The organism is Janthinobacterium sp. Ant5-2-1 (genome assembly GCF_001445815.1).
Taxonomy (GTDB): Bacteria; Pseudomonadota; Gammaproteobacteria; order Burkholderiales; family Burkholderiaceae_D; genus Janthinobacterium; species Janthinobacterium lividum_E.
On the sequence record NZ_LNCE01000025.1, the window covers coordinates 95654 to 113952 of the forward strand.

Sequence of the window (18299 nt, forward strand, 5' to 3'; positions counted from 1 at the left end):
TGCTCATTTGATGAGAATGGATTTGACGGTGGCGACGGCGCGTTCCACGTCCTGTGTCGTCATGGCGTAGAACATCGGCAAGGTCACGGTCAGGCGACCGATCTTTTCCGAGACAGGGAACATGCCTTCGGTAAAGCCGCGTTCGCGGTACATGGTAAACAGGTGGATCGGTGCGTAATGATAGCCCGTTCCCACGTTTTGTTGTGCCATTTGCTGCATGAACGCGGCGCGCGTGCCGGGGCCGTTGTCGGGGAGGATAATCTGGAACAAGTGCCAGTTGCTGTTTTCAAAGTCCTGCACGGGCAACTGGGCGCCGCTCTGCGCTTCGAAGTCGCTGCCGAATTGCTCAAAGTAATGGCGCGCCAGCGCGCGGCGGTGGGCCGTGATGGCGTCGATGTTGGCGAACTGGCCCAGGCCGATGGCGGCCATGATGTCGCTCATGTTGTATTTGCCGCCCAGCACGTCGACGTCGATGCCGTCGACGCCGCTGCGCGTGACGCCCTGCAGCCGGTATTTCTCGGCCAGCTTCGCTTCTTCCAGGTTGTTCAGGACGAGGCAGCCGCCTTCGCCCGTGGTGATGTTCTTGTTGGCCTGGAAGCTGAACGAGACGAAGTCGCCAAACGCGCCGATGCGCTTGCCTTTCCACGTCGAGCCGAACGCTTGCGCCGCATCTTCCACGACCCGCAAATTGTACTTGTCAGCAATCGCGTACAGGCGGTCCATGTCGACGGGCAAGCCGGACAGGTAGACGGGGATGATGGCTTTCGTACGCGGGGTGATGGCCGCTTCCAGCTTGTCGAGGTCGATATTGCGCGTGACGGGATCGATATCGGCGAACACGGGCGTGGCGCCCACCTCGATGATGACGTTGGCCGTCGCTACCCACGACACGGGCGTGGTGATGACTTCGTCGCCGGGGCCGATGCCGGCGATGCGCAGCGCGATTTCCATGGTGCACGTGCCCGAATTGAAGGTGCGTACGGGACGCCCGCCGAAATACTCGGACAGCTGGGCTTCGAAGGCCTGCACTTTCGGGCCGCTGGTGATCCAGCCCGAGCGCAGCACTTCGCCGACGGCGGCGATGGTCGCTTCGTCGATGGTGGGTTTGGAAAAGGGCAAAAAGGGCAGGGTAGAGGTCATGGGTGCGGCTCTTGGGTCGGTATGGTGTCAGGGTATCGGTGTCGCCGAGGCTGCCGTGCGCTCAAACGCGGCCGGCAGGCATGGCTATTCTATATCGTCAGTATGGCGGCGCAGCCGGTTCAGCAGTGAAAAAATCCTGCTGCTGCGGGGGCGGGGCAAGCTGGCCGGGGGCGCGCTCCGTGCTGCCTCGCGCCCCAGTTAAACACTATTTGTTGGCAATGACCATGCGGCGCGCATCCTCGGCGATAACACGCATGGGCACGCCACGATCTTGCAATTCCTTGTAACGGTTCAGGCTGATAATGGCCATGTCATGCACGCCGGCGTTGGCATCGTTCGTCCATTGCGTGATGAAAGGCTCGATGGTCGGGATGGACAGTTCCGGCTGCTGTTTCAGGCCAAACGTGAACTCATCCCAGTAATCGACGAGGATCACGGGCCGCTGCAGGTAATACGTCAGCGACTGTTCATAGATGCCGACCGAATAGAGCTTGGTATCGGCCGTCAGTTCGGCCTGGATCTGCGGCAGCATGTCGGTGCCCGCGCGGTTCTGGCCATACAGTTCGGAGCCGGCCAGGATGCAGTGCGTGGCGAGGAAGCCGGCGCCGGCAATCGTCAGCACGGTCATGTCACGGCGCAACTGGCGCGCATGCAGCAAGGCCAGGGCGCCGCCCGCCAAGGCGAAGAAGCCGGCCGCCATCAGCCATGGCTGGTAGCCCTTGAGTGCGACCAGGGCATCCGCATCGCGTGCGCTGGCCTTGCTGAAGGCGATCGGTCCGCCGATCAGGATGGCCGCGCCCAGCACGCACAACAGGCCGGCGGCGAACAGGCGCTGGCGGCGCGATGCCGATTGCAGGTACAGCGCCACCAGCAAGGCCAGCGCCGGGAAGATGGGCACGATATAGCCAGGCAGCTTCGAGGTCGAATAGCTGAAGAAGAAGAAAATGAAGACGGCCCAGACCAGCAGCATCAAGCGGGGCTGGAAGGCGCCTTCCTGGCGCTGGAAGGCGGCGGCCAGGCTTTGCGGCAGCAGGCCTATCCATGGCAGGATGCCGGGAATGAGCAGCACGAGGAAGTAGTACCAGGCGCCTTCGCGCTTGTGACCCTTCATCAGGAAACGCTGGAAATGCTCGTGGATGAAGAAGAAATGCGGCTGTTCCGGATTGCGCAGGGCGACCAGCACGAACCACGGCGTGGCGATGGCAAAGAATACCAGCAAGCCCTTGACCAGGTGCAAACGGGTCCAGATGCGCCAGTCGCGCGCGCACAGCGAATACAGCACCAGCACGGCGCCCGGCAGCACGATGCCGATCAGGCCCTTGGCCAGCACGGCCAGCGCCATGGCGGCCCAGCAAGCCAGCATCCAGTTGCGCCGCTCGGTCGCCGTGGCGTCGTCGCGCTGGGCGATCAGCAGGCTGCCCATGGTGAGGGTCATCATGCCCGACAGGCCCATGTCCAGCGAATTGATCTGGCCGGAAGCGAGCCAGAACAGGCTCGACGCGAGCACCAGGCCGGCATACAGGCCCACGCGCGGACCGAAGACCTTCTTGCCCGCGTAGGCCGTCATGCACACGCCGATGATGCCGCACAGGCCAGTCCACAGGCGTGCCTGCCACTCGCCCAGGCCGAAGGCGGCGAAGGTCAGCGCATTCATCCACGTTTGCAGCGGCGGCTTTTCAAAGTATTTGATGCCGTTCAGGCGCGTGGTGATCCAGTCGCCCGTGACGAACATTTCGCGCGCCATCTCGGCGTAGCGGCCCTCGTCGGGCGGCACCAGGGTGCGCACGCCCAGCGCATACAGGGTGACGACGATGAAGATGCCCAGCAGGGACCACATCAGCACCCGCGACGAGTGCAGTTCGTTGACGTTGATCTTCATGCGGCCTTGCCTGCGGCCGGGGCCAGGATCAGTGCCAGGGTGACTTTGCGGCCTTCGCCCATGAGGATATTGTAGGTGCGGCAGGCGGCCTGGCTATCCATGCATTCGACGCCGATGCGGCGCATGGTCAGCGCGGCCGTCAGTTTCGGGTGCACGAAGCGCTGGCGCTCGCCGGTGCCGAGGATGACCACGTCGGGAGAGTCGGCCAGGATTTGCGCGAAATGCGCCTCGGTCAATTCTTCGAAACTGCTGACTTCCCACGCCCGCGGCGGTGTTTCCGGCATGACGATCAGGCTATAGTTGTACGGCTGGGCATTGATCTCGACGCCGTTTTCGTCATAGCCGGTGACAGTCTGGTATTGTTGGGTGCTGCTGGCGTGGAGTTTCATGGCGATATCGGGGCTGGTCGTGTCGGTTGATCGGTACGCGCGCGGCCAAACTGCGTGCCGCGGCCAAGGGCGTAAGCATGCCATAAATGACAGAAAAGAGCGACTGAAAAGCAACATCCTTTCCAAATTGCAATGTTCGGCGCCACAGTGGCGGTGCATGCTTGCGCCATGGTAATGCTGCAAGATTAAGGGAAGATGAAGATGGCGCCCGCCCGATTGCCGTCCGGAGGCGCCGGCGTGGCAGAATCGGCGTCAAATGCTGCGGTTCGCCATGTTTAATTTGATAAAATGCCCTGTTTTCGGCGAGAATGGTTGTTTTCGCCTTGCAGTCTTTCGCATCGCAGTTTCACGGGTTCATAGTTCTGGCGCGGCGGCCACGCTGCAAGTTCTGGTCACCGCGCCGCATCACGACAGGGATTTATTTTGCGACCGATTCAGAAATCGAATAAATTGGCGGACGTCTGCTACGACATCCGCGGCCCGGTCCTGGAAAAATCCAGGCAAATGGAAGAAGAAGGCCACAAGATCACCAAGCTCAATATCGGCAATCTGGCCGTATTCGGCTTCGATCCGCCCGACGAGATCGTGCGCGACATGATGCTCAATCTGCAGAATGCGGCCGGCTATACGGATTCGAAAGGCATGTTCGCGCCGCGCAAGGCCGTCATGCATTACACGCAGGGCAAGAATATCGCCGGCGTGACCATCGATGACATTTACCTGGGCAATGGCGCTTCCGAACTGATCGTCATGTCGATGAACGCCCTGCTCAACAGTGGCGACGAAGTGCTGGTGCCGGCGCCCGATTACCCGCTGTGGACGGCCGCCGTCAGCCTGTCGGGCGGCAATCCCGTGCACTATGTGTGCGACGAGCAGAACGAGTGGTATCCCGACATCGAGGACATGCGCCGCAAGATCACGCCCCAAACGAAAGCCATCGTCGTCATCAACCCGAACAATCCCACGGGCGCGCTGTACCCGGTTTCCGTGCTGCTGCAGATCGTCGAACTGGCGCGCCAGCACCAATTGATCATTTTCGCCGACGAGATCTACGACAAGGTGCTGTACGACGAAGCCGAGCACGTGTCGATCGCCTCGCTGGCCGACGACGTGCTGTTCATCACCATGAACGGCCTGTCGAAGAATTACCGCTCCTGCGGCTACCGTTCCGGCTGGATGGTGGTCTCGGGCGAAAAGCGCCACGCAAAAGATTACATCGAGGGCCTCAACATGCTGGCCTCGATGCGGCTATGCGCCAACGCGCCGGGGCAGTTTGCCATCCAGACGGCGCTTGGCGGCTACCAGAGCATACAAGACCTGGTGGGGCCCGGCGGGCGCCTGTTGAAACAGCGCGACCTGGCGCACAAGCTGCTGACCGATATTCCGGGCGTCACCTGTGTCAAGCCGAAGGCCGCGCTGTACATGTTCCCGCGCCTGGACCCGGAGATCTACCCGATCGCCGACGACCAGCAGTTTGCCTATGAATTACTGGCCGAAGCGAAGGTCCTGATCGTGCAGGGGACGGGCTTCAACTGGATCGCGCCCGACCATTTCCGCGTCGTCTTCCTGCCCAATTCCGATGACCTGACCGAGGCCATGGGGCGCATTGCGCGCTTCCTCGAAGGCTATCGCAAGCGTCACGGCCGGGGCTGAACCAGCCAGCAGCAATCTCGATCAACCTGGCGCCGCCCAAGGGGGCGCCACTTATGAGCAGTCAAGCACAACTATGAAATCCATCAAGATCGGCCTGCTGGGCCTGGGCAATGTCGGTTACGGCACGTTCAGCGTCCTGAAACGCAACCAGGAAGAAATCAAGCGCCGCGCTGGCCGCGGCATTGAAGTCGTCGCTGTCGCCGTGCGCGACGTGGCGCGCGCCGAAGCGCTCGTCGCCGGCGGCTGCAAGGTCGTCAACGACCCGCACCTGATCGTCAACGATCCCGAGATCGACATCGTCGTCGAACTGATCGGCGGCTACGACCTGTCGAAAACCCTGGTGATGCAGGCGATCGCCAACGGCAAGCACGTGGTCACGGCCAACAAGGCCCTGCTGGCCGTGCACGGCAACGAAATCTTCGCCGCCGCCCAGGACAAGGGCGTGATGGTGGCCTTCGAAGCGGCCGTCGCCGGCGGCATCCCCATCATCAAGGCGCTGCGCGAAGGCTTGACGGCCAACCGCATCGAATGGATCGCCGGCATCATCAACGGCACCACCAATTTCATCCTGTCCGAAATGCGCGACAAGGGCCTCGATTTCGCCACCGTGCTGAAACAGGCGCAGGAACTGGGCTACGCGGAAGCCGACCCCACCTTCGACATCGAAGGCGTCGACGCCGCGCACAAGGCCACGATCATGTCGGCCATCGCCTTCGGCATCCCGGTGCAGTTCGACAAGGCCTACGTGGAAGGCATCAGCAACCTCAATGCCGTCGACATCCGCTACGCCGAGCAACTGGGCTACCGCATCAAGCTGCTGGGCATCACCAAGCGCGCCACCGTCAACGGCGTGGAAGGCATCGAGCTGCGCGTGCATCCGACCCTGATCCCGGCCAAGCGCCTGATCGCCAACGTGGAAGGCGCCATGAACGCCGTGCTGGTGCATGGCGACGCCGTCGGCGCCAGCCTGTACTCGGGCCGCGGCGCGGGCGCCGAGCCGACCGCTTCGTCCGTGATCGCCGACCTGGTCGACATCACGCGCCTGGCCACGGCCGACCCGGAACACCGCGTGCCGCACCTGGCGTTCCAGCCGAACGCGATGACCGATATCGCCATCCTGCCGATGTCGGAAATCACCACCAGCTACTACCTGCGCATGCACGTGGCCGACCAGCCGGGCGTGCTGGCCGACCTGACGCGCATCCTGGCCGAACGCGGCATCTCGATCGACGCCATGCTGCAAAAAGAGCCGGCCGAGGGCGAGACGCATACGGACATCATCATGCTGACGCACCAGACGCAGGAAAAGAACGTCACGGCCGCCATCGAGAAGATGGAAGCGTTGAACAGCGTGGTGGGCACGGTCACCAAGATCCGCCTGGAAAACCTCAGCTGATTTTTTCAGCGAACCATGCAAAACGGCGCCCGCGGGCGCCGTTTTTTTATGCGTGATGTTGCCGCATTACGGCGCCCACGCCCATGTGGTCATGGACAGTAGGTCGGATTAGTGCGGCAAGGCCGCACGTAATCCGACGACATTGTTGGCATGGCCGATGGTGCTGTCGGATTACGGCCCTTCGGACCCAATTCGATCTACGCCTACACCGCTCAAGGCGCGGCGACCGGGCCCACGTCCATGCCGTCATAGCTGGCCAGCAGGTTGTCCTGCGCAAACGCCATCAGTTCGCCATTGCGCGCGTGCAGGCTGTCGACGCCATGCACTTCGGCCTTTTCCACGTGCAGCACCCACACGGGCGGTGCCGCCGGATCGTCGAGTTCCGGCTGGTACAGTTCCACGGGGCGGTAGCCCTGCAGCGCCAGCAGGGTGGCGGCCTGCTCCAGCGGTTCGGAGGTCGGGTTGGTGAAGTAATAGCCCCACAGCAGCGGCTGGGACAGGTCCCACGGTGCGTTCTCGGCGATATTGGCAAACAGTTCGGTCACATCTTCTTTGGTCATCATGGCGCTGCCTTCCTTAAAATCTCAGGACGCGATCTTAGCATCGACTGGCGCCGGGGCGAAATACACACCGACTTTCAATCCATGACCATTCGCGGCTGTCGCCAGTTCCAGCCGGGCGCCGTGCAGGGCCGCGATGTCGCGCACGATGGCCAGGCCCAGGCCGGCGCCGCCAGGATTGCTTTCCAGCGCCGCGCCGACGCGGTAGAACGGCGTGAAGACGCGTTCGTGCTCGGATGGCGGGATGCCGGCGCCGCTGTCTTCCACTTCCAGCAGCGTTTCGTTTCCAGGGCCGCCCGCGCGCGCGCGCAGGATCACGCTGCCGCCCGGTGGCGTGTAGCGCAGGGCGTTGTCGACCAGGTTGGCCACCAGTTCATGCAGCAGCAGGGCCTGGCCATGCACGGGCGCTTCGTCCGGCGCTTCCAGCGACAGATCGATATTTTTGCCGACGGCGGCCATCGCCATTTCCAGCCCCACCTGCTGCGCCACGTCGCGCAAGGGTACGGTGTCCATCGCCAGGTTCTCGCCGCCATGCTCGATGCGCGCCAGGGTCAGCAGGCGGTTGGCCAGCAGCACGGTCGAGTCGGTGGTGACGGCGATCGAGCGCACGATGTCGCGCAGGGCGGCGATATCCGGCGGCGTACCCGCCTGGCGGTCGCATTCGCGCATGGCCAGTTCGGCCTGGGTTTTCAGCACCGTCAACGGCGTGCGCAGCTGGTGCGAGGCGTCGGCGATGAAGCGGCGCTGGCTGGCGATCAGCTGCTGCAGGCGCGACATGGAGCCATTCATGGCGCTCACCAGCGGACGCATTTCCTTGTGCACCAGCGTGGGATCGACGTCGGACAGGTCGGACAGGGTGCGCGTCTCGACTTCCGTTTTCAGGCGCATCAGCGGGCGCAGCACCAGGCGCACGGCGAACCACACGAGGGCGCCCATCACCAGTATCATCGCCGCCTGCCAGATCAGGGTATCGAACAGGATCTGGTTCGACAGGCCGCGCCGCGCGTCCAGCGTCTCGGCCACCTGGATCAGGGTGATGCCGCGCATCGAGTCGTCATACACGGGCTGCAGCAGGGCGGCGATGCGGATCGGCTTGCCGTGGTAGTCGGCGTGGTAAAAGCGCACCAGGGCCGGATAATTCTGCGAGCGGGGCACGTTTTTCGGCACGGGCGGCAAGTCGGCATAGCCCGACACCAGTTCGCCGTTGATGCCCGTCACCTTGTAGTAGATGCGGCCCAGGGTGTCGGTCTCGAAGCTGTCGAGCGCCACGTAGGGTACTTCGGCCACCACCTTGCCGTTGACGATGGAGACGCGCTCGGCCAGCGCCCGCGTCGATGCCAGCAAGGAGCGGTCGTAGGCCATGTCGGCCGCGTCGAGCGCGTTGCGGTACACAAAAACGGCATCGAGCAGCACCAGCATCACCAGAGGGATGAGCAGCCAGCGCAGCAGCTGGCTGCGCAGGCTGCCCAGCGGCCGGCCCTGTGCCCAGCGCCGGCGCAGGCGCTCGAAAAGGGGCGGGCGTGCGGTGCGCACGCTCATTTCGACGCGGCCGGCGCCATCGCGCTGCGCGGCTGCAGCAGGTAACCGATGCCGCGCAAGGTGGTGATGACGGCGCCGTCGGGCGAACCGCTTTCCACCCCGTTTTCCAGTTTTTTGCGCACGCGGTGGATATACAGTTCGATGGCGTCCAGGTTGGCGTCGTCGGCCAGCGCGAAGACTTCGTCGAACAGCTTTTCCTTCGACACGGCGCGCCCGGAGCGCGTGATCAGCGCTTCGAGCACGGCGTGTTCGCGCGGCGTCAGGGGGAAAGGGGCGCGGGCATAGCTGAACATGCGCGTGACGGTGTCGAAACTGAGGGCGCCGCAGGTGTGCACGAGCGCTTCGTTGCCCTGGCTGCGGCGCAGCAGGGCTTTCACGCGCGCTTCCAGTTCGGCCAGTTCGAACGGCTTGGCCATGTAGTCGTCGGCGCCCAGGTTCAGGCCCTGCACTTTTTCATCGAGGCCGCCGCGCGCCGTGAGTATCATGACGGGAGTCTTGCCGCGCGTGCCGCCGCGCGCGCGCAGGCGGCGCAGCACGTCCAGGCCGTCCATCTTCGGCAGGGAGAGGTCGAGCAGCACCAAGGAGTATTCCTGCGTATGCAGCAGGGCGTCGGCATCGGCGCCGTTGTGGGCGGTTTCCACCGTCAGGTGCGCGTCGCGCAGGGCCTTTGCCAGCCAGTGCGACAGTTCCAGATGGTCTTCCACTAATAATATGCGCATGGTCTCCGCCATTCGTTTGAATTGATGCAGTGTAAGCCTGTCGGCACGCCGCCGACAGGGGCCGCAATGAATTTGTTGGTATGGCCTGTGGCTGATGGACGACACCTGTCAGTCTGAAAGCGAATTGAAAGGATCGCGATCATATAGTGTGATCCTGATTCATGAAATTGATCAGGCATATCACTAATAACTATATCTAAGGGAGACACTCTACATGAAGAAAACTGCATTCTCGCTGGCCGCCATGGCGGTACTCGCCGCAGCCGGCAGCGCCCACGCCCAGTCGAACGTCACCCTGTACGGCCGTCTTGACGCCGGCATCAGCAACACCAGCAACGCCGGCCCGAACAAAAGCTCGATGACGCAAGTGAGCTCCGGCGGCATGAACACGTCGCGCTGGGGCATCCTGGGCAGCGAAGACCTGGGCGGCGGCCTGAAAGCCGTGTTCAATCTGGAAGGCGGCATCCTGGTCGACACGGGCGCGGCCGACGGCGCGCTGTTCAAGCGCCAGGCCAACGTGGGCCTGGAAGGCGCGTTTGGCCGCGTCGTGCTGGGACGCTCGTTCACCACCGTGTACGACTTCGTGCTGCCGTTCGATCCGATGGCCTACGCGCCGTTCTACTCGTGGGCCACCTCGGCCAACGCGACGGGCCCGAGCAAATACGGCATGACGACGGCCTTCGACAACATGGTCAAGTACTCGGGCAAGACGGGCGACTTCAGCTACGGCGCATCGTACGGCTTCGGCGAACAGTCGACGGGCACCTCGGACAGCGCCAAGCTGTCGACGGCCGTCACCTACAAGACAGGGCCTGTCAGCCTGCTGGCCACGTATGAACAGGTGAACGGCAACAGCATCGCCGGCGGCGCGCGCGACAAGACCACCGTGTACCACCTGGGCGCCATGTACGACGACGGCCCATGGAAAGTACAGGCGGCGGCGCGCGATTACAAGCTCGATCCTGCTGCAGCCGGCAAGGCCGACGTGCGCGGCACCCTGTACTGGGGCGGCGTCAGCTACAAGACCACGCCGGTCATCACCCTGACGGGCGTGATCTACTACCAGGACGTGAAAAACGTGGCCGCCAACCTCGATGCCGACCCGATCATGTACGTGGCGCGCGTGCGCTATGCCCTGTCCAAGCGCACCGACCTGTACGTGGCCGGCGCCTATGCCAAGGCCAAGCACAACCAGCTGGTCAGCCTGTCGCGTGACGACGCCGGTTTCGGCGACACGCAGCGCGGCCTGATCGCCGGCATCCAGCACCGCTTCTAAGGCATGACGATGCTGCGCACCGCGTTCCTGTCGCTGTTGTTGTCCGCGCTGCTGCCTGCGCTGGCAACGGCCGCCGCGCCTGAAGTCGACTGCGTGGTGCCGTCCAAGCCGGGCGGCGCCATGGACCTGACCTGCAAGCTGGCGCAGAAAGGCTTGCTGCAGCCCGATCCGGCGGCGGCGGCGCCGTTCGCGTCGTCGGTGCGCATCAGCTATCTGCCGGGCGGCATCGGCGCGGTGGCGTGGCGCTCGATGGGTTCGCAGCGCCGGCGTGCCGAAGCCAACACCCTGGTGGTGTTTTCGGGCGGCTCGCTGCTGAACCTGGCGCAAGGCAAGTTCGGCAACGCCAAGACGGGCGACGTGCGCTGGGTGGCGGCGCTGGGCGCCGACTACGGCATGATCGCCGTGCGCAGCGACTCGCCCTACAAAAGCCTGGCCGACCTGATCGCCGCGCTCAAGCGCCACCCCGACAAGGTGCTGATCGGAGTGTCCGGCACCATCGGCAGCCAGGACTGGGTGAAGATGGCGCTGGTGGCGCGCCAGGCCGGCATCGACCCGAAAGTGCTGCGTTTCGTGGCGCTGGAAGGCGGCGGCGAGATCTTCACGGCGATGCAGGCCAACTACGTGCAGGTGATGTCGGGCGATACGTCGGAAGCGACCCTGAACGCGGGCGACAGCCATGCGCGCGTGCTGGCGGTGCTGTCGGAAAAGCGCCTGCCCGGCGTGCTGGCCAGCGTGCCGACGGCGCGCGAGCAGGGCATCGACGTGGTGTGGCCCATCATCCGCGGCCTGTGGATGGGGCCGCAAGTGCCGGAGCAGGATTACCAGCGCTGGGTGGCCACGTTCGACCGTGCCATGGCCACGCCGCAGTTTGCCCAGTGGCGCACGCAATCGGGCATGTATCCGTTCGCGCTGACGGGCGACAAATTGACGCAGTACGTGAACCAGGCAGTCGAACGCTACTCCAGGCAGGCGGCCGAACTGGGCCTGATGCGCTGAATCGAATAGCAAACCATACAACAATCACAGACGGAGACAAACCATGCAAACCAAGACCATACTCGCCATCGCCCTGGCAGCCGCTTTCGCGGGTACCACCGGCGCCGCTTTCGCCCAGGTGCCGGCAGGTTATCCGGCCGACTACCAGAAGATCATCGACGCGGCCAAGAAGGAAGGCAAGGTGGTGATCTACAGCGCCACCGACAGCAAGGCCGCCGCGCCGCTGATCAAGGATTTCAGCGCCCTGTATCCGGGCATCTCGGTCGAATACAACGACATGAATTCGACGGAAGTGTACAACCGCTTCATTTCCGAAGTGGCCGCCGGCGGCAACACGGCCGACGTGATGTGGTCGTCGGCGATGGACTTGCAGATGCGCCTGGCCTCCGATGGCTATGCGCTCAAGTACAAGTCGGTCGAAGCATCCAAGATCCCCGGCTGGGCCATGTGGGACGACCAGGCTTACGGCACCACGTTCGAGCCTGCCGCCATCGTCTACAACAAGCGTTTGCTCGATCCGAAGGAAGTGCCGAAGAACCACGACGACTTCGTCAAGCTGATCGCCACGCCGAAATTCAAGGACAAGGTCACCACCTACGACATCGAAAAGTCGGGCGTGGGCTTCATGTTCATGTCGCAGGACGCGAAGGAATATCCGCAGTTCCTGGCCCTGCAAAACGCGTTCGGCACAGCCAAGGTGCGCGTGCAGTCGTCGACGGGCACCATGATGGAGCGCATTTCGTCGGGTGAAAACCTGATCGGCTACAACGTGCTGGGTTCCTACGCCCTGGTGCGCGCCAAGACCGACCCGTCGATCGGCGTGGTGCTGCCCAAGGATTACACGCTGATCCTGTCGCGCGTGCAGTTCATCAACAAGAACGCGAAGAACGTCAACGCCAGCAAGCTGTGGCTCGACTACATCCTGTCGCACCGCGGCCAGACCATCATCGCGAACGGCGCCAAGCTGTACGCGATTCGCGCCGACGTCACGGGCGAGACCACCTCGGCGGACCTGATCAAGGAAATCGGCGCGGCCAACATCAAGCCGGTGCCGGTGCACCCGATCATCCTGCAATTCCTGGGGCCAGCCAAGCGCATGGCCTTCTTGAAGCAATGGAAAGAAACAGCCGGCAAAAAATAATGCCGTCCTGGCCGTCCGCAGGCGCGTGCCCGCGGACGGATGCCGTACCCTTCATTCATTGGATTCATCATGCAAACTGCTATCTTGCCGCTGCCTGCACGGTCGCGCTCTCCCTTGTCGCGCCTGAACTGGCCGCGCGGCGTGGTCGTGGCGATCACCATGGTCGCCATTTTCCTGCCGCTGTTCCTGATTTTTTACCAGAGCTTTTTGAACGCGCCGTTTTTCATGCCGGTGCGCGAATTCGGCTTTGATTCCTATCGTTTCATCTTCGATGATCCCGATTTCTCGATGGCCTTCAAGAATGGCCTGATGCTCGCCTGCGGCCTGACCGTCATCGCCGTGCCGCTGGGCGGCATGCTGGCCTTCCTGATGGTGCGCACGGATTTGCCGGGCCGCGGCTGGGTGGCGCCGATGCTGCTGGTGCCGATTTTTGTCTCGCCGATGGTGATGGGCTTTGGCTACGTCGTGTCGATGGGGCCAGTGGGCTTTTACTCGATCTGGGCCAAGGAGCTGTTCGGCTTCGTGCCCTGGAATATTTATTCCTTCACCAGCATCGTCATCATTGCCGGCCTGACACACGTGCCGCACGTCTACCTGTATGCCTCGTCAGCGCTGAAAAGCCTGGGCTCGGACGTGGAGGAAGCGGCCCGCGTGGCCGGCGCTTCGCCGGTGCAGGTCATGCTCAACGTGTCGCTGCCGATGATCATGCCGGCGCTGGCGTATGCGGGCGTGCTGGTGTTCTTCCTCGGCTTCGAGGTATTCGGCCTGGTGCTGGTGCTCGGCGATCCGGAAGGCCACCTGGTGCTGCCGACCTATCTGTACAAGCTGACGAACAAACTGGGCACGCCGTCGTACCACCTGATGGCCGCCGTTGCCGTCTGCCTGGTGATGGTGACCATGCCGCTGGTGATGATACAGCGCTGGCTGCTCAAGTCCGCCAACAAGTATGTGTCGATCAAGGGCAAGGGCGCGCGCAGCAAGGCCATGCCGCTGGGCCGCTGGAAGTGGCTGGCGTTTGCCTTGCTGGCAGGCTGGCTGATCTTCACCATCATCCTGCCGCTGACGGGTATCGTGCTGCGCTCCTTCGTGCAGTACTGGGGCGAGGGCGTGCACCTGGCCGACGTGCTGACCTTGCAGCATTTCCGCGATATCTTCGACCAGCCATCGCTGGTGCGCGGCATCGTCAACACCATCCTGATCGGCGTCGTCGGCGGCGCGCTGGCCGTCGGCTGCTACAGCTTCATCGCGCTGGCCATGCACCGCAAGCAGGACGGCATCACGCGCCTGCTCGATTACAGCGTGCTGGTGCCGCGCGCCGTGCCGGGCCTGCTGGCTGGCCTGTCGTTCCTGTGGGTGTTCCTGTTCGTGCCGGCCTGGCTCGACGGCATATTGAAAGGCATGGACAACGGCGTGGCCCTGTGGCTGAGCGGCCATGTGATCCCCGTGCTGCGCGAACTGCGCTCGACGATCTTCGCCCTGTGGCTCGCGTATTCGGTGGTGTGGATGGCCTACGGCATGCGTCTGATTTCCACCGCGCTGCTGCAAGTGGGGCCGGAACTGGAAGAGGCGGCGCGCGCCGTCGGCGCCAACCGTGGCCAGGTGACGCGCGACGTCACCCTGCCACTGATCAAGTACGGCTTGCTGGGTGCGTGGCTGATGGTGTTCCTGATCTTCGAGCGCGAATATTCGACGGGCGTGTACCTGCTCTCGCCGGGCACGGAAGTGATCGGCGCCATGCTGGTATCGCTGTGGGCGGGTGGCTCGACCGATCTGGTGGCGGCGCTGTCCTTCATCAATATCACCCTGGTGGCCATCGGCCTGGGCATCGCGCTGCGCTTCGGCGTCAAGTTACACAACTGAGCCGCATAACTAAATACAAAGACTGAGACCACATCATGAATGAATTGACCGTCAATGAGCTGTACCTGGACTACGGCACCGGCGCCTCCGCCAACCAGATCCTGAAGGGTGTCTCGATGCACCTGAAAAAAGGCGAAGTGGTCGCCCTGCTGGGGCCTTCGGGCAGCGGCAAGACCACCTTGCTGCGCGCCGTCGCCGGGCTGGAAAGCCCGAAGGCGGGCACGATCCAGATCGGCGAGCGCAATGTCTTCGACGGCGCGAAGCATTTCGAGATGCCGGCCGAGCACCGCAATCTGGGACTGGTGTTCCAGTCGTACGCGCTGTGGCCGCACAAGACCGTGTTCGACAACGTCGCCTACGGCCTCAAACTGCGCAAGATGGGCACTTCCGATATCGCCGAACGCGTCAAGGAAGTGCTGACGCAACTGGGCCTGGGCCACCTGGGCGAGCGCTATCCGCACCAGTTGTCCGGCGGCCAGCAGCAGCGCGTGGCGATCGCACGCGCCCTGGTGTACAACCCGCCCGTGATCCTGCTCGACGAGCCGCTGTCGAACCTGGACGCCAAGCTGCGCGAGGAAGCGCGCGCCTTCTTGCGCGAATTAATCGTGCGCCTGGGCCTGTCGGCCCTGATGGTGACGCATGACCAGGGCGAAGCGATGGCCATTTCCGACCGTATTTTGCTGCTCAATAACGGCAAGATCGAGCAGCAGGGCACGCCGCAAAGCATGTATGAAACGCCGGACACCCTGTTTACGGCCGAATTCATGGGCAGTAACAACCGCCTGCCCGGCAAGGTGGTGCAGCGCGAAGGCAACCAGGTGCGCCTGCTGGTCGACGGTGCCTCCATGCAGGGCGTGGCGCGCGGCGCCAACGTGGGCACGGAAGTGACGACCATGATACGCGTCGAGGAAGTGAAGATCAGCGCCACGCAGGTGGACAACGCCATCGAGCTGCCGCTGCTGACGTGCATGTATTTGGGCGACCGCTGGGAATGCCTGTTCGAGCGCGGCGGCGCCGAGAACATCAGCCTGCGCGCCTATTCGCGCCACAAGCTCGAGGCGGGCAAGTACTGGCTGCACATGCCGGCCGATAAGCTCTGGGTGTTTTAACGGTGACGAGGTGGCCACCTTGGCCACCTCATCCGTGCTGCCGCGTTCTCAATTCCCCCGCACGACGATTTCCTGTGCCTTCGGCTCGCGCTGGCGCACGAAGCGCACGATGGAGTCGACGGTGACGACATCGATCTGGCGCGTCATGCGGCGCTCGAACGGGTGATCGTCGAAGGCGATATTCGCGCGGAACATGCGCGCGCCCAGGCGCGTGGCGGCGGGGATGCTCAGCGTTTGCGGTGCGTAGCTGGCGCTGCGCAGCCAGGTTTGCGCTTCGGCGCGCGTTTCGATCTTGCCCGGCTCGTTGCTGGCCGCGGCCAGGGTTTCCAGCACCCACTGATTCGAGTTCTGGTACTTGGTGGAAAACGGGTAGGCCAGCATATTGTAGTGCGGCTCATGCAGGCGCTTGGGCGTGTTGCTCGTCAGCAGGCGCACCAGTTGCTGCTGCGTATCCTGACCGGGAACCAGGATCAGCGTTTCATACATGAATACATCATCCATGAAGAAATTGCCCAAGCCTTCGTTGTACAGCGACGATTGCGCCGTGCCGCATTCATTGAGTTCATGCACCACCAGCCAGCGGCCCTTCGGGTGGTCGCGCCAGGCCAGCGCCATGTGCGAATAGCGCAAGTTGTACTTCGACAGGTCTTGCCCGGCGCGCGCCACCAGCGCCACTTGCGCACCCGAGGCGTCGAGCGCCTGCCAGGTCTTTTGCGCCAGGTCCATCGATTTGACGAGGGTGCTCGCATCCGTTGGCTTGTCCTCGCACGAGCGTCCCGCATGGGCGGCACCGGCCAGGGCCAGGCTGATGATCATCACGGTCAGGCGTTTCATGGGATTCACGCTTTCGAATGGTGGAGGATGGCCTGGCCGGCCGCATTCGGCACATAGGCGATGGCTTTGCCCGACAGCACCAGCATGTGGCCCGTCGAGACGGCCACGACATTGACGACCGTGCCGGCCGCCAGCGACAGGCCTTGCGTGGCTTTCTGACTCAGCTTGACGGAGGCCGTGGCTGCGGAGGACGCGCCTTTCGCCGTGCTTTTCAGCACCAGGACGCTGCCGTCGGCCACGTCTTCCACCTTGTCGATGACGATTTCACCGGCGGCGGCCAGCGCCGACATGGAGCCGACCAGTACGATGGCCGACGCCATGCTGGCGTTGTCGGAGGCGTTGGTGGTATCGGAGTTGGCGGCCTGGGCCAGCGGCGAGATGGCGGCGGCGCACAGCAGGGCGGTGGCGAGCAACTGTTTCATGGGATGTCCGTTCTTCATTGGTGGTTACACTTTGGAGTGGTGCAGCAGCGCCTTGCCCAGTTCGTTCGGGATGAAGGCGATGGCCTTGCCGGACAGCACCAGCATGTGGCCGGTGGACAGCGCCACCACATTGACCACGGTGCCGGCCGCCAAGGACAGGCCCTTGGCCGCTTGCCCGCTCATCTGGATGGAGGCGCCGCCCGCTTCGGAGGCGCCCTTGAGCACGATGACGATGCCTTCGCCTACCGTTTCCACGCTGGCAACGACCACCTGGCCGGAGGCGACTAGCATCGACATGGAACCGGCGACGACGACGGCGGAACCGTCGCTGAGGTTTTGCGAGCCTTTCGACAGGTTCTCGGAGGCGGCGGCGTGGACCAGGCCGGGAGCGGCCATGGAGAGCGTCAACAGCGAGAGGGACAGGCAGAGGGGCAGCAGGCGTTTCATGTGTTTCTCCTTCAAGTGTGCCAAGTGGCAACGCCATCATTGTAGACTGTGGGCAATTGGTCAATGAATACGCTACTCGTAGCAGGAAGGCATACCGCAGGTAGCGTATTGCGCTACTTTTTTGCCGCCAGAACCGATGCTATTTTTATAAAGGAAGTGCATGCCGCAAACCCACGCCTTGATCGAAGCCCTGAAACGCCTGTTGAAAGCGCGTTCCGTCACGTATGCTGAGCTGGCCCAGCGCATCGGCGTGTCCGAAGCCAGCGTCAAGCGGATGTTTTCGCAGAAGCAATTTACCCTGCAGCGGCTGGACCAGATCCTGGTGGCCATCGGCAGCGATTTTCAGCAGCTGGCGCTGGCCGTGCAGTCAGCCCAGGCCACGCCCACCCTGATCACGGGGCTGACGTATGCGCAGGAAAAGGAAATCATCGAGGATACCCGGCTGTTCGTGGTGGCTGTCTCCGCCCTGAACCTGCTGCCGCTGGAACAGATCGTCGCCATCTACGACATCAGCGAAGCGCAAGCCGTGAAATACCTGCTGCGCCTCGACAAGATCGGTTTTCTGGAACTGCTGCCGAATAACCGGGTCAAACTGCTGGTGGCGCGTACGTTTGCGTGGATACCGAACGGTCCCATCCACACGTATTTCAAAAAGGAAGCCTATGGCGACTATTTGAATTCGCAATTCGATGGCGAGACGGAATTGCTGCGCCTGGTGAACGTGATGCTGTCGAAAAAATCCACGGCCGCCTTGCTCGAGCGCTTGAAACAAGTCGCGGTGGAATTTTCGCAGCAACACCAGGAAGACGCGCGCCTGCCTGGCGACGAGCGCCTGGCCATCAGCTTCATGCTGGCGGCGCGTCCCTGGATGCCGCAGACGTTCAAGGCGCTGTTGCGGCAGTGAGCCGGCGAGTGCAGCGCTCAAGTGGCTAAGGTTGC

17 protein-coding genes are annotated in these 18299 nt (G+C 63.2%); 8 read left to right on the forward strand and 9 right to left on the reverse strand.

Translation table 11 applies throughout. From position 1 onward, the window contains the following. Positions 1-3: 3 nt before the first annotated feature. The 3 genes from ASN89_RS09490 to ASN89_RS09500 all read right to left on the reverse strand — a co-directional run bounded on the left by ASN89_RS09490 (position 4) and on the right by ASN89_RS09500 (position 3408). Positions 4-1140, reverse strand: a complete 1137-nt coding sequence (locus tag ASN89_RS09490; RefSeq protein WP_046685775.1) for a DegT/DnrJ/EryC1/StrS family aminotransferase — start codon at positions 1138-1140, stop codon at positions 4-6. A 205-nt stretch (positions 1141-1345) separates the two neighbouring features. Then, entirely contained in the window at positions 1346-3019 is a 1674-nt protein-coding gene (locus tag ASN89_RS09495) for a glycosyltransferase family 39 protein (protein WP_058049091.1), read from the reverse strand. Next, positions 3016-3408, reverse strand: a complete 393-nt coding sequence (locus tag ASN89_RS09500) for an Mth938-like domain-containing protein (protein WP_046685773.1) — start codon at positions 3406-3408, stop codon at positions 3016-3018. Before ASN89_RS09500 ends, ASN89_RS09495 begins: the two co-directional genes overlap by 4 nt. A gap of 423 nt (positions 3409-3831) precedes the next feature. Between ASN89_RS09500 and ASN89_RS09505 the strand changes: the two genes are divergently transcribed. Both ASN89_RS09505 and ASN89_RS09510 read left to right on the forward strand, forming a co-directional pair. Then, complete coding sequence (locus tag ASN89_RS09505; RefSeq protein ID WP_034750427.1) at positions 3832-5061, forward strand: pyridoxal phosphate-dependent aminotransferase; 1230 nt, start codon at positions 3832-3834, stop codon at positions 5059-5061. A gap of 73 nt (positions 5062-5134) precedes the next feature. Beyond that, on the forward strand, positions 5135-6457 hold the full coding sequence (locus tag ASN89_RS09510; RefSeq protein WP_034750424.1) for a homoserine dehydrogenase: 1323 nt from the start codon (positions 5135-5137) through the stop codon (positions 6455-6457). A gap of 212 nt (positions 6458-6669) precedes the next feature. Here ASN89_RS09510 and ASN89_RS09515 read toward each other — a convergent pair whose 3' ends face one another. From ASN89_RS09515 to ASN89_RS09525, 3 genes are read right to left on the reverse strand one after another with little or no spacing between them, the layout of a single operon-like run. Next, a complete protein-coding gene (locus ASN89_RS09515; RefSeq protein ID WP_052755926.1) occupies positions 6670-7020 on the reverse strand; it encodes a ribonuclease E inhibitor RraB in 351 nt (116 codons plus the stop codon). A 21-nt stretch (positions 7021-7041) separates the two neighbouring features. Continuing rightward, positions 7042-8550 carry a sensor histidine kinase N-terminal domain-containing protein gene (locus ASN89_RS09520; protein WP_414842510.1) on the reverse strand — a complete coding sequence of 503 codons (1509 nt, stop codon included), beginning with the start codon at positions 8548-8550 and terminating at the stop codon, positions 7042-7044. 2 nt (positions 8551-8552) lie between these two features. Next, on the reverse strand, positions 8553-9275 hold the full coding sequence (locus ASN89_RS09525; protein WP_058049116.1) for a response regulator: 723 nt from the start codon (positions 9273-9275) through the stop codon (positions 8553-8555). A 214-nt stretch (positions 9276-9489) separates the two neighbouring features. Between ASN89_RS09525 and ASN89_RS09530 the strand changes: the two genes are divergently transcribed. From ASN89_RS09530 to ASN89_RS09550, 5 genes are all read left to right on the forward strand, one after another. After that, positions 9490-10551, forward strand: a complete 1062-nt coding sequence (locus ASN89_RS09530) for a porin (RefSeq protein WP_046685771.1) — start codon at positions 9490-9492, stop codon at positions 10549-10551. 3 nt (positions 10552-10554) lie between these two features. After that, positions 10555-11547 carry a tripartite tricarboxylate transporter substrate binding protein gene (locus tag ASN89_RS09535; RefSeq protein ID WP_082127894.1) on the forward strand — a complete coding sequence of 331 codons (993 nt, stop codon included), beginning with the start codon at positions 10555-10557 and terminating at the stop codon, positions 11545-11547. 43 nt (positions 11548-11590) lie between these two features. Beyond that, positions 11591-12688 (forward strand): ABC transporter substrate-binding protein, encoded by a 1098-nt coding sequence (locus ASN89_RS09540; protein ID WP_046685769.1) that lies wholly within the window; start codon positions 11591-11593, stop codon positions 12686-12688. Positions 12689-12757: 69 nt separating this feature from the next. Beyond that, the gene (locus tag ASN89_RS09545; protein WP_058049093.1) at positions 12758-14548 is read left to right on the forward strand and encodes an ABC transporter permease; all 1791 of its coding nucleotides are present in this window, start codon (positions 12758-12760) and stop codon (positions 14546-14548) included. 35 nt (positions 14549-14583) lie between these two features. After that, positions 14584-15657 (forward strand): ABC transporter ATP-binding protein, encoded by a 1074-nt coding sequence (locus ASN89_RS09550; protein WP_058049094.1) that lies wholly within the window; start codon positions 14584-14586, stop codon positions 15655-15657. 48 nt (positions 15658-15705) lie between these two features. Here ASN89_RS09550 and ASN89_RS09555 read toward each other — a convergent pair whose 3' ends face one another. Genes ASN89_RS09555 through ASN89_RS09565 form a run of 3 tightly spaced genes read right to left on the reverse strand, consistent with a single transcriptional unit; the run spans position 15706 to position 17360 of the window. Further along, positions 15706-16491 (reverse strand): DUF2145 domain-containing protein, encoded by a 786-nt coding sequence (locus ASN89_RS09555; RefSeq protein WP_058049095.1) that lies wholly within the window; start codon positions 16489-16491, stop codon positions 15706-15708. Between the two features lie 5 nt (positions 16492-16496). Beyond that, complete coding sequence (locus ASN89_RS09560; RefSeq protein WP_052755925.1) at positions 16497-16913, reverse strand: hypothetical protein; 417 nt, start codon at positions 16911-16913, stop codon at positions 16497-16499. A gap of 24 nt (positions 16914-16937) precedes the next feature. After that, positions 16938-17360 carry a hypothetical protein gene (locus ASN89_RS09565; protein WP_058049096.1) on the reverse strand — a complete coding sequence of 141 codons (423 nt, stop codon included), beginning with the start codon at positions 17358-17360 and terminating at the stop codon, positions 16938-16940. Positions 17361-17520: 160 nt separating this feature from the next. Between ASN89_RS09565 and ASN89_RS09570 the strand changes: the two genes are divergently transcribed. Continuing rightward, positions 17521-18264, forward strand: coding sequence for a helix-turn-helix domain-containing protein (locus ASN89_RS09570; RefSeq protein WP_058049097.1), 744 nt, complete (start codon positions 17521-17523; stop codon positions 18262-18264). The last annotated feature ends 35 nt before the right edge of the window (positions 18265-18299 follow it).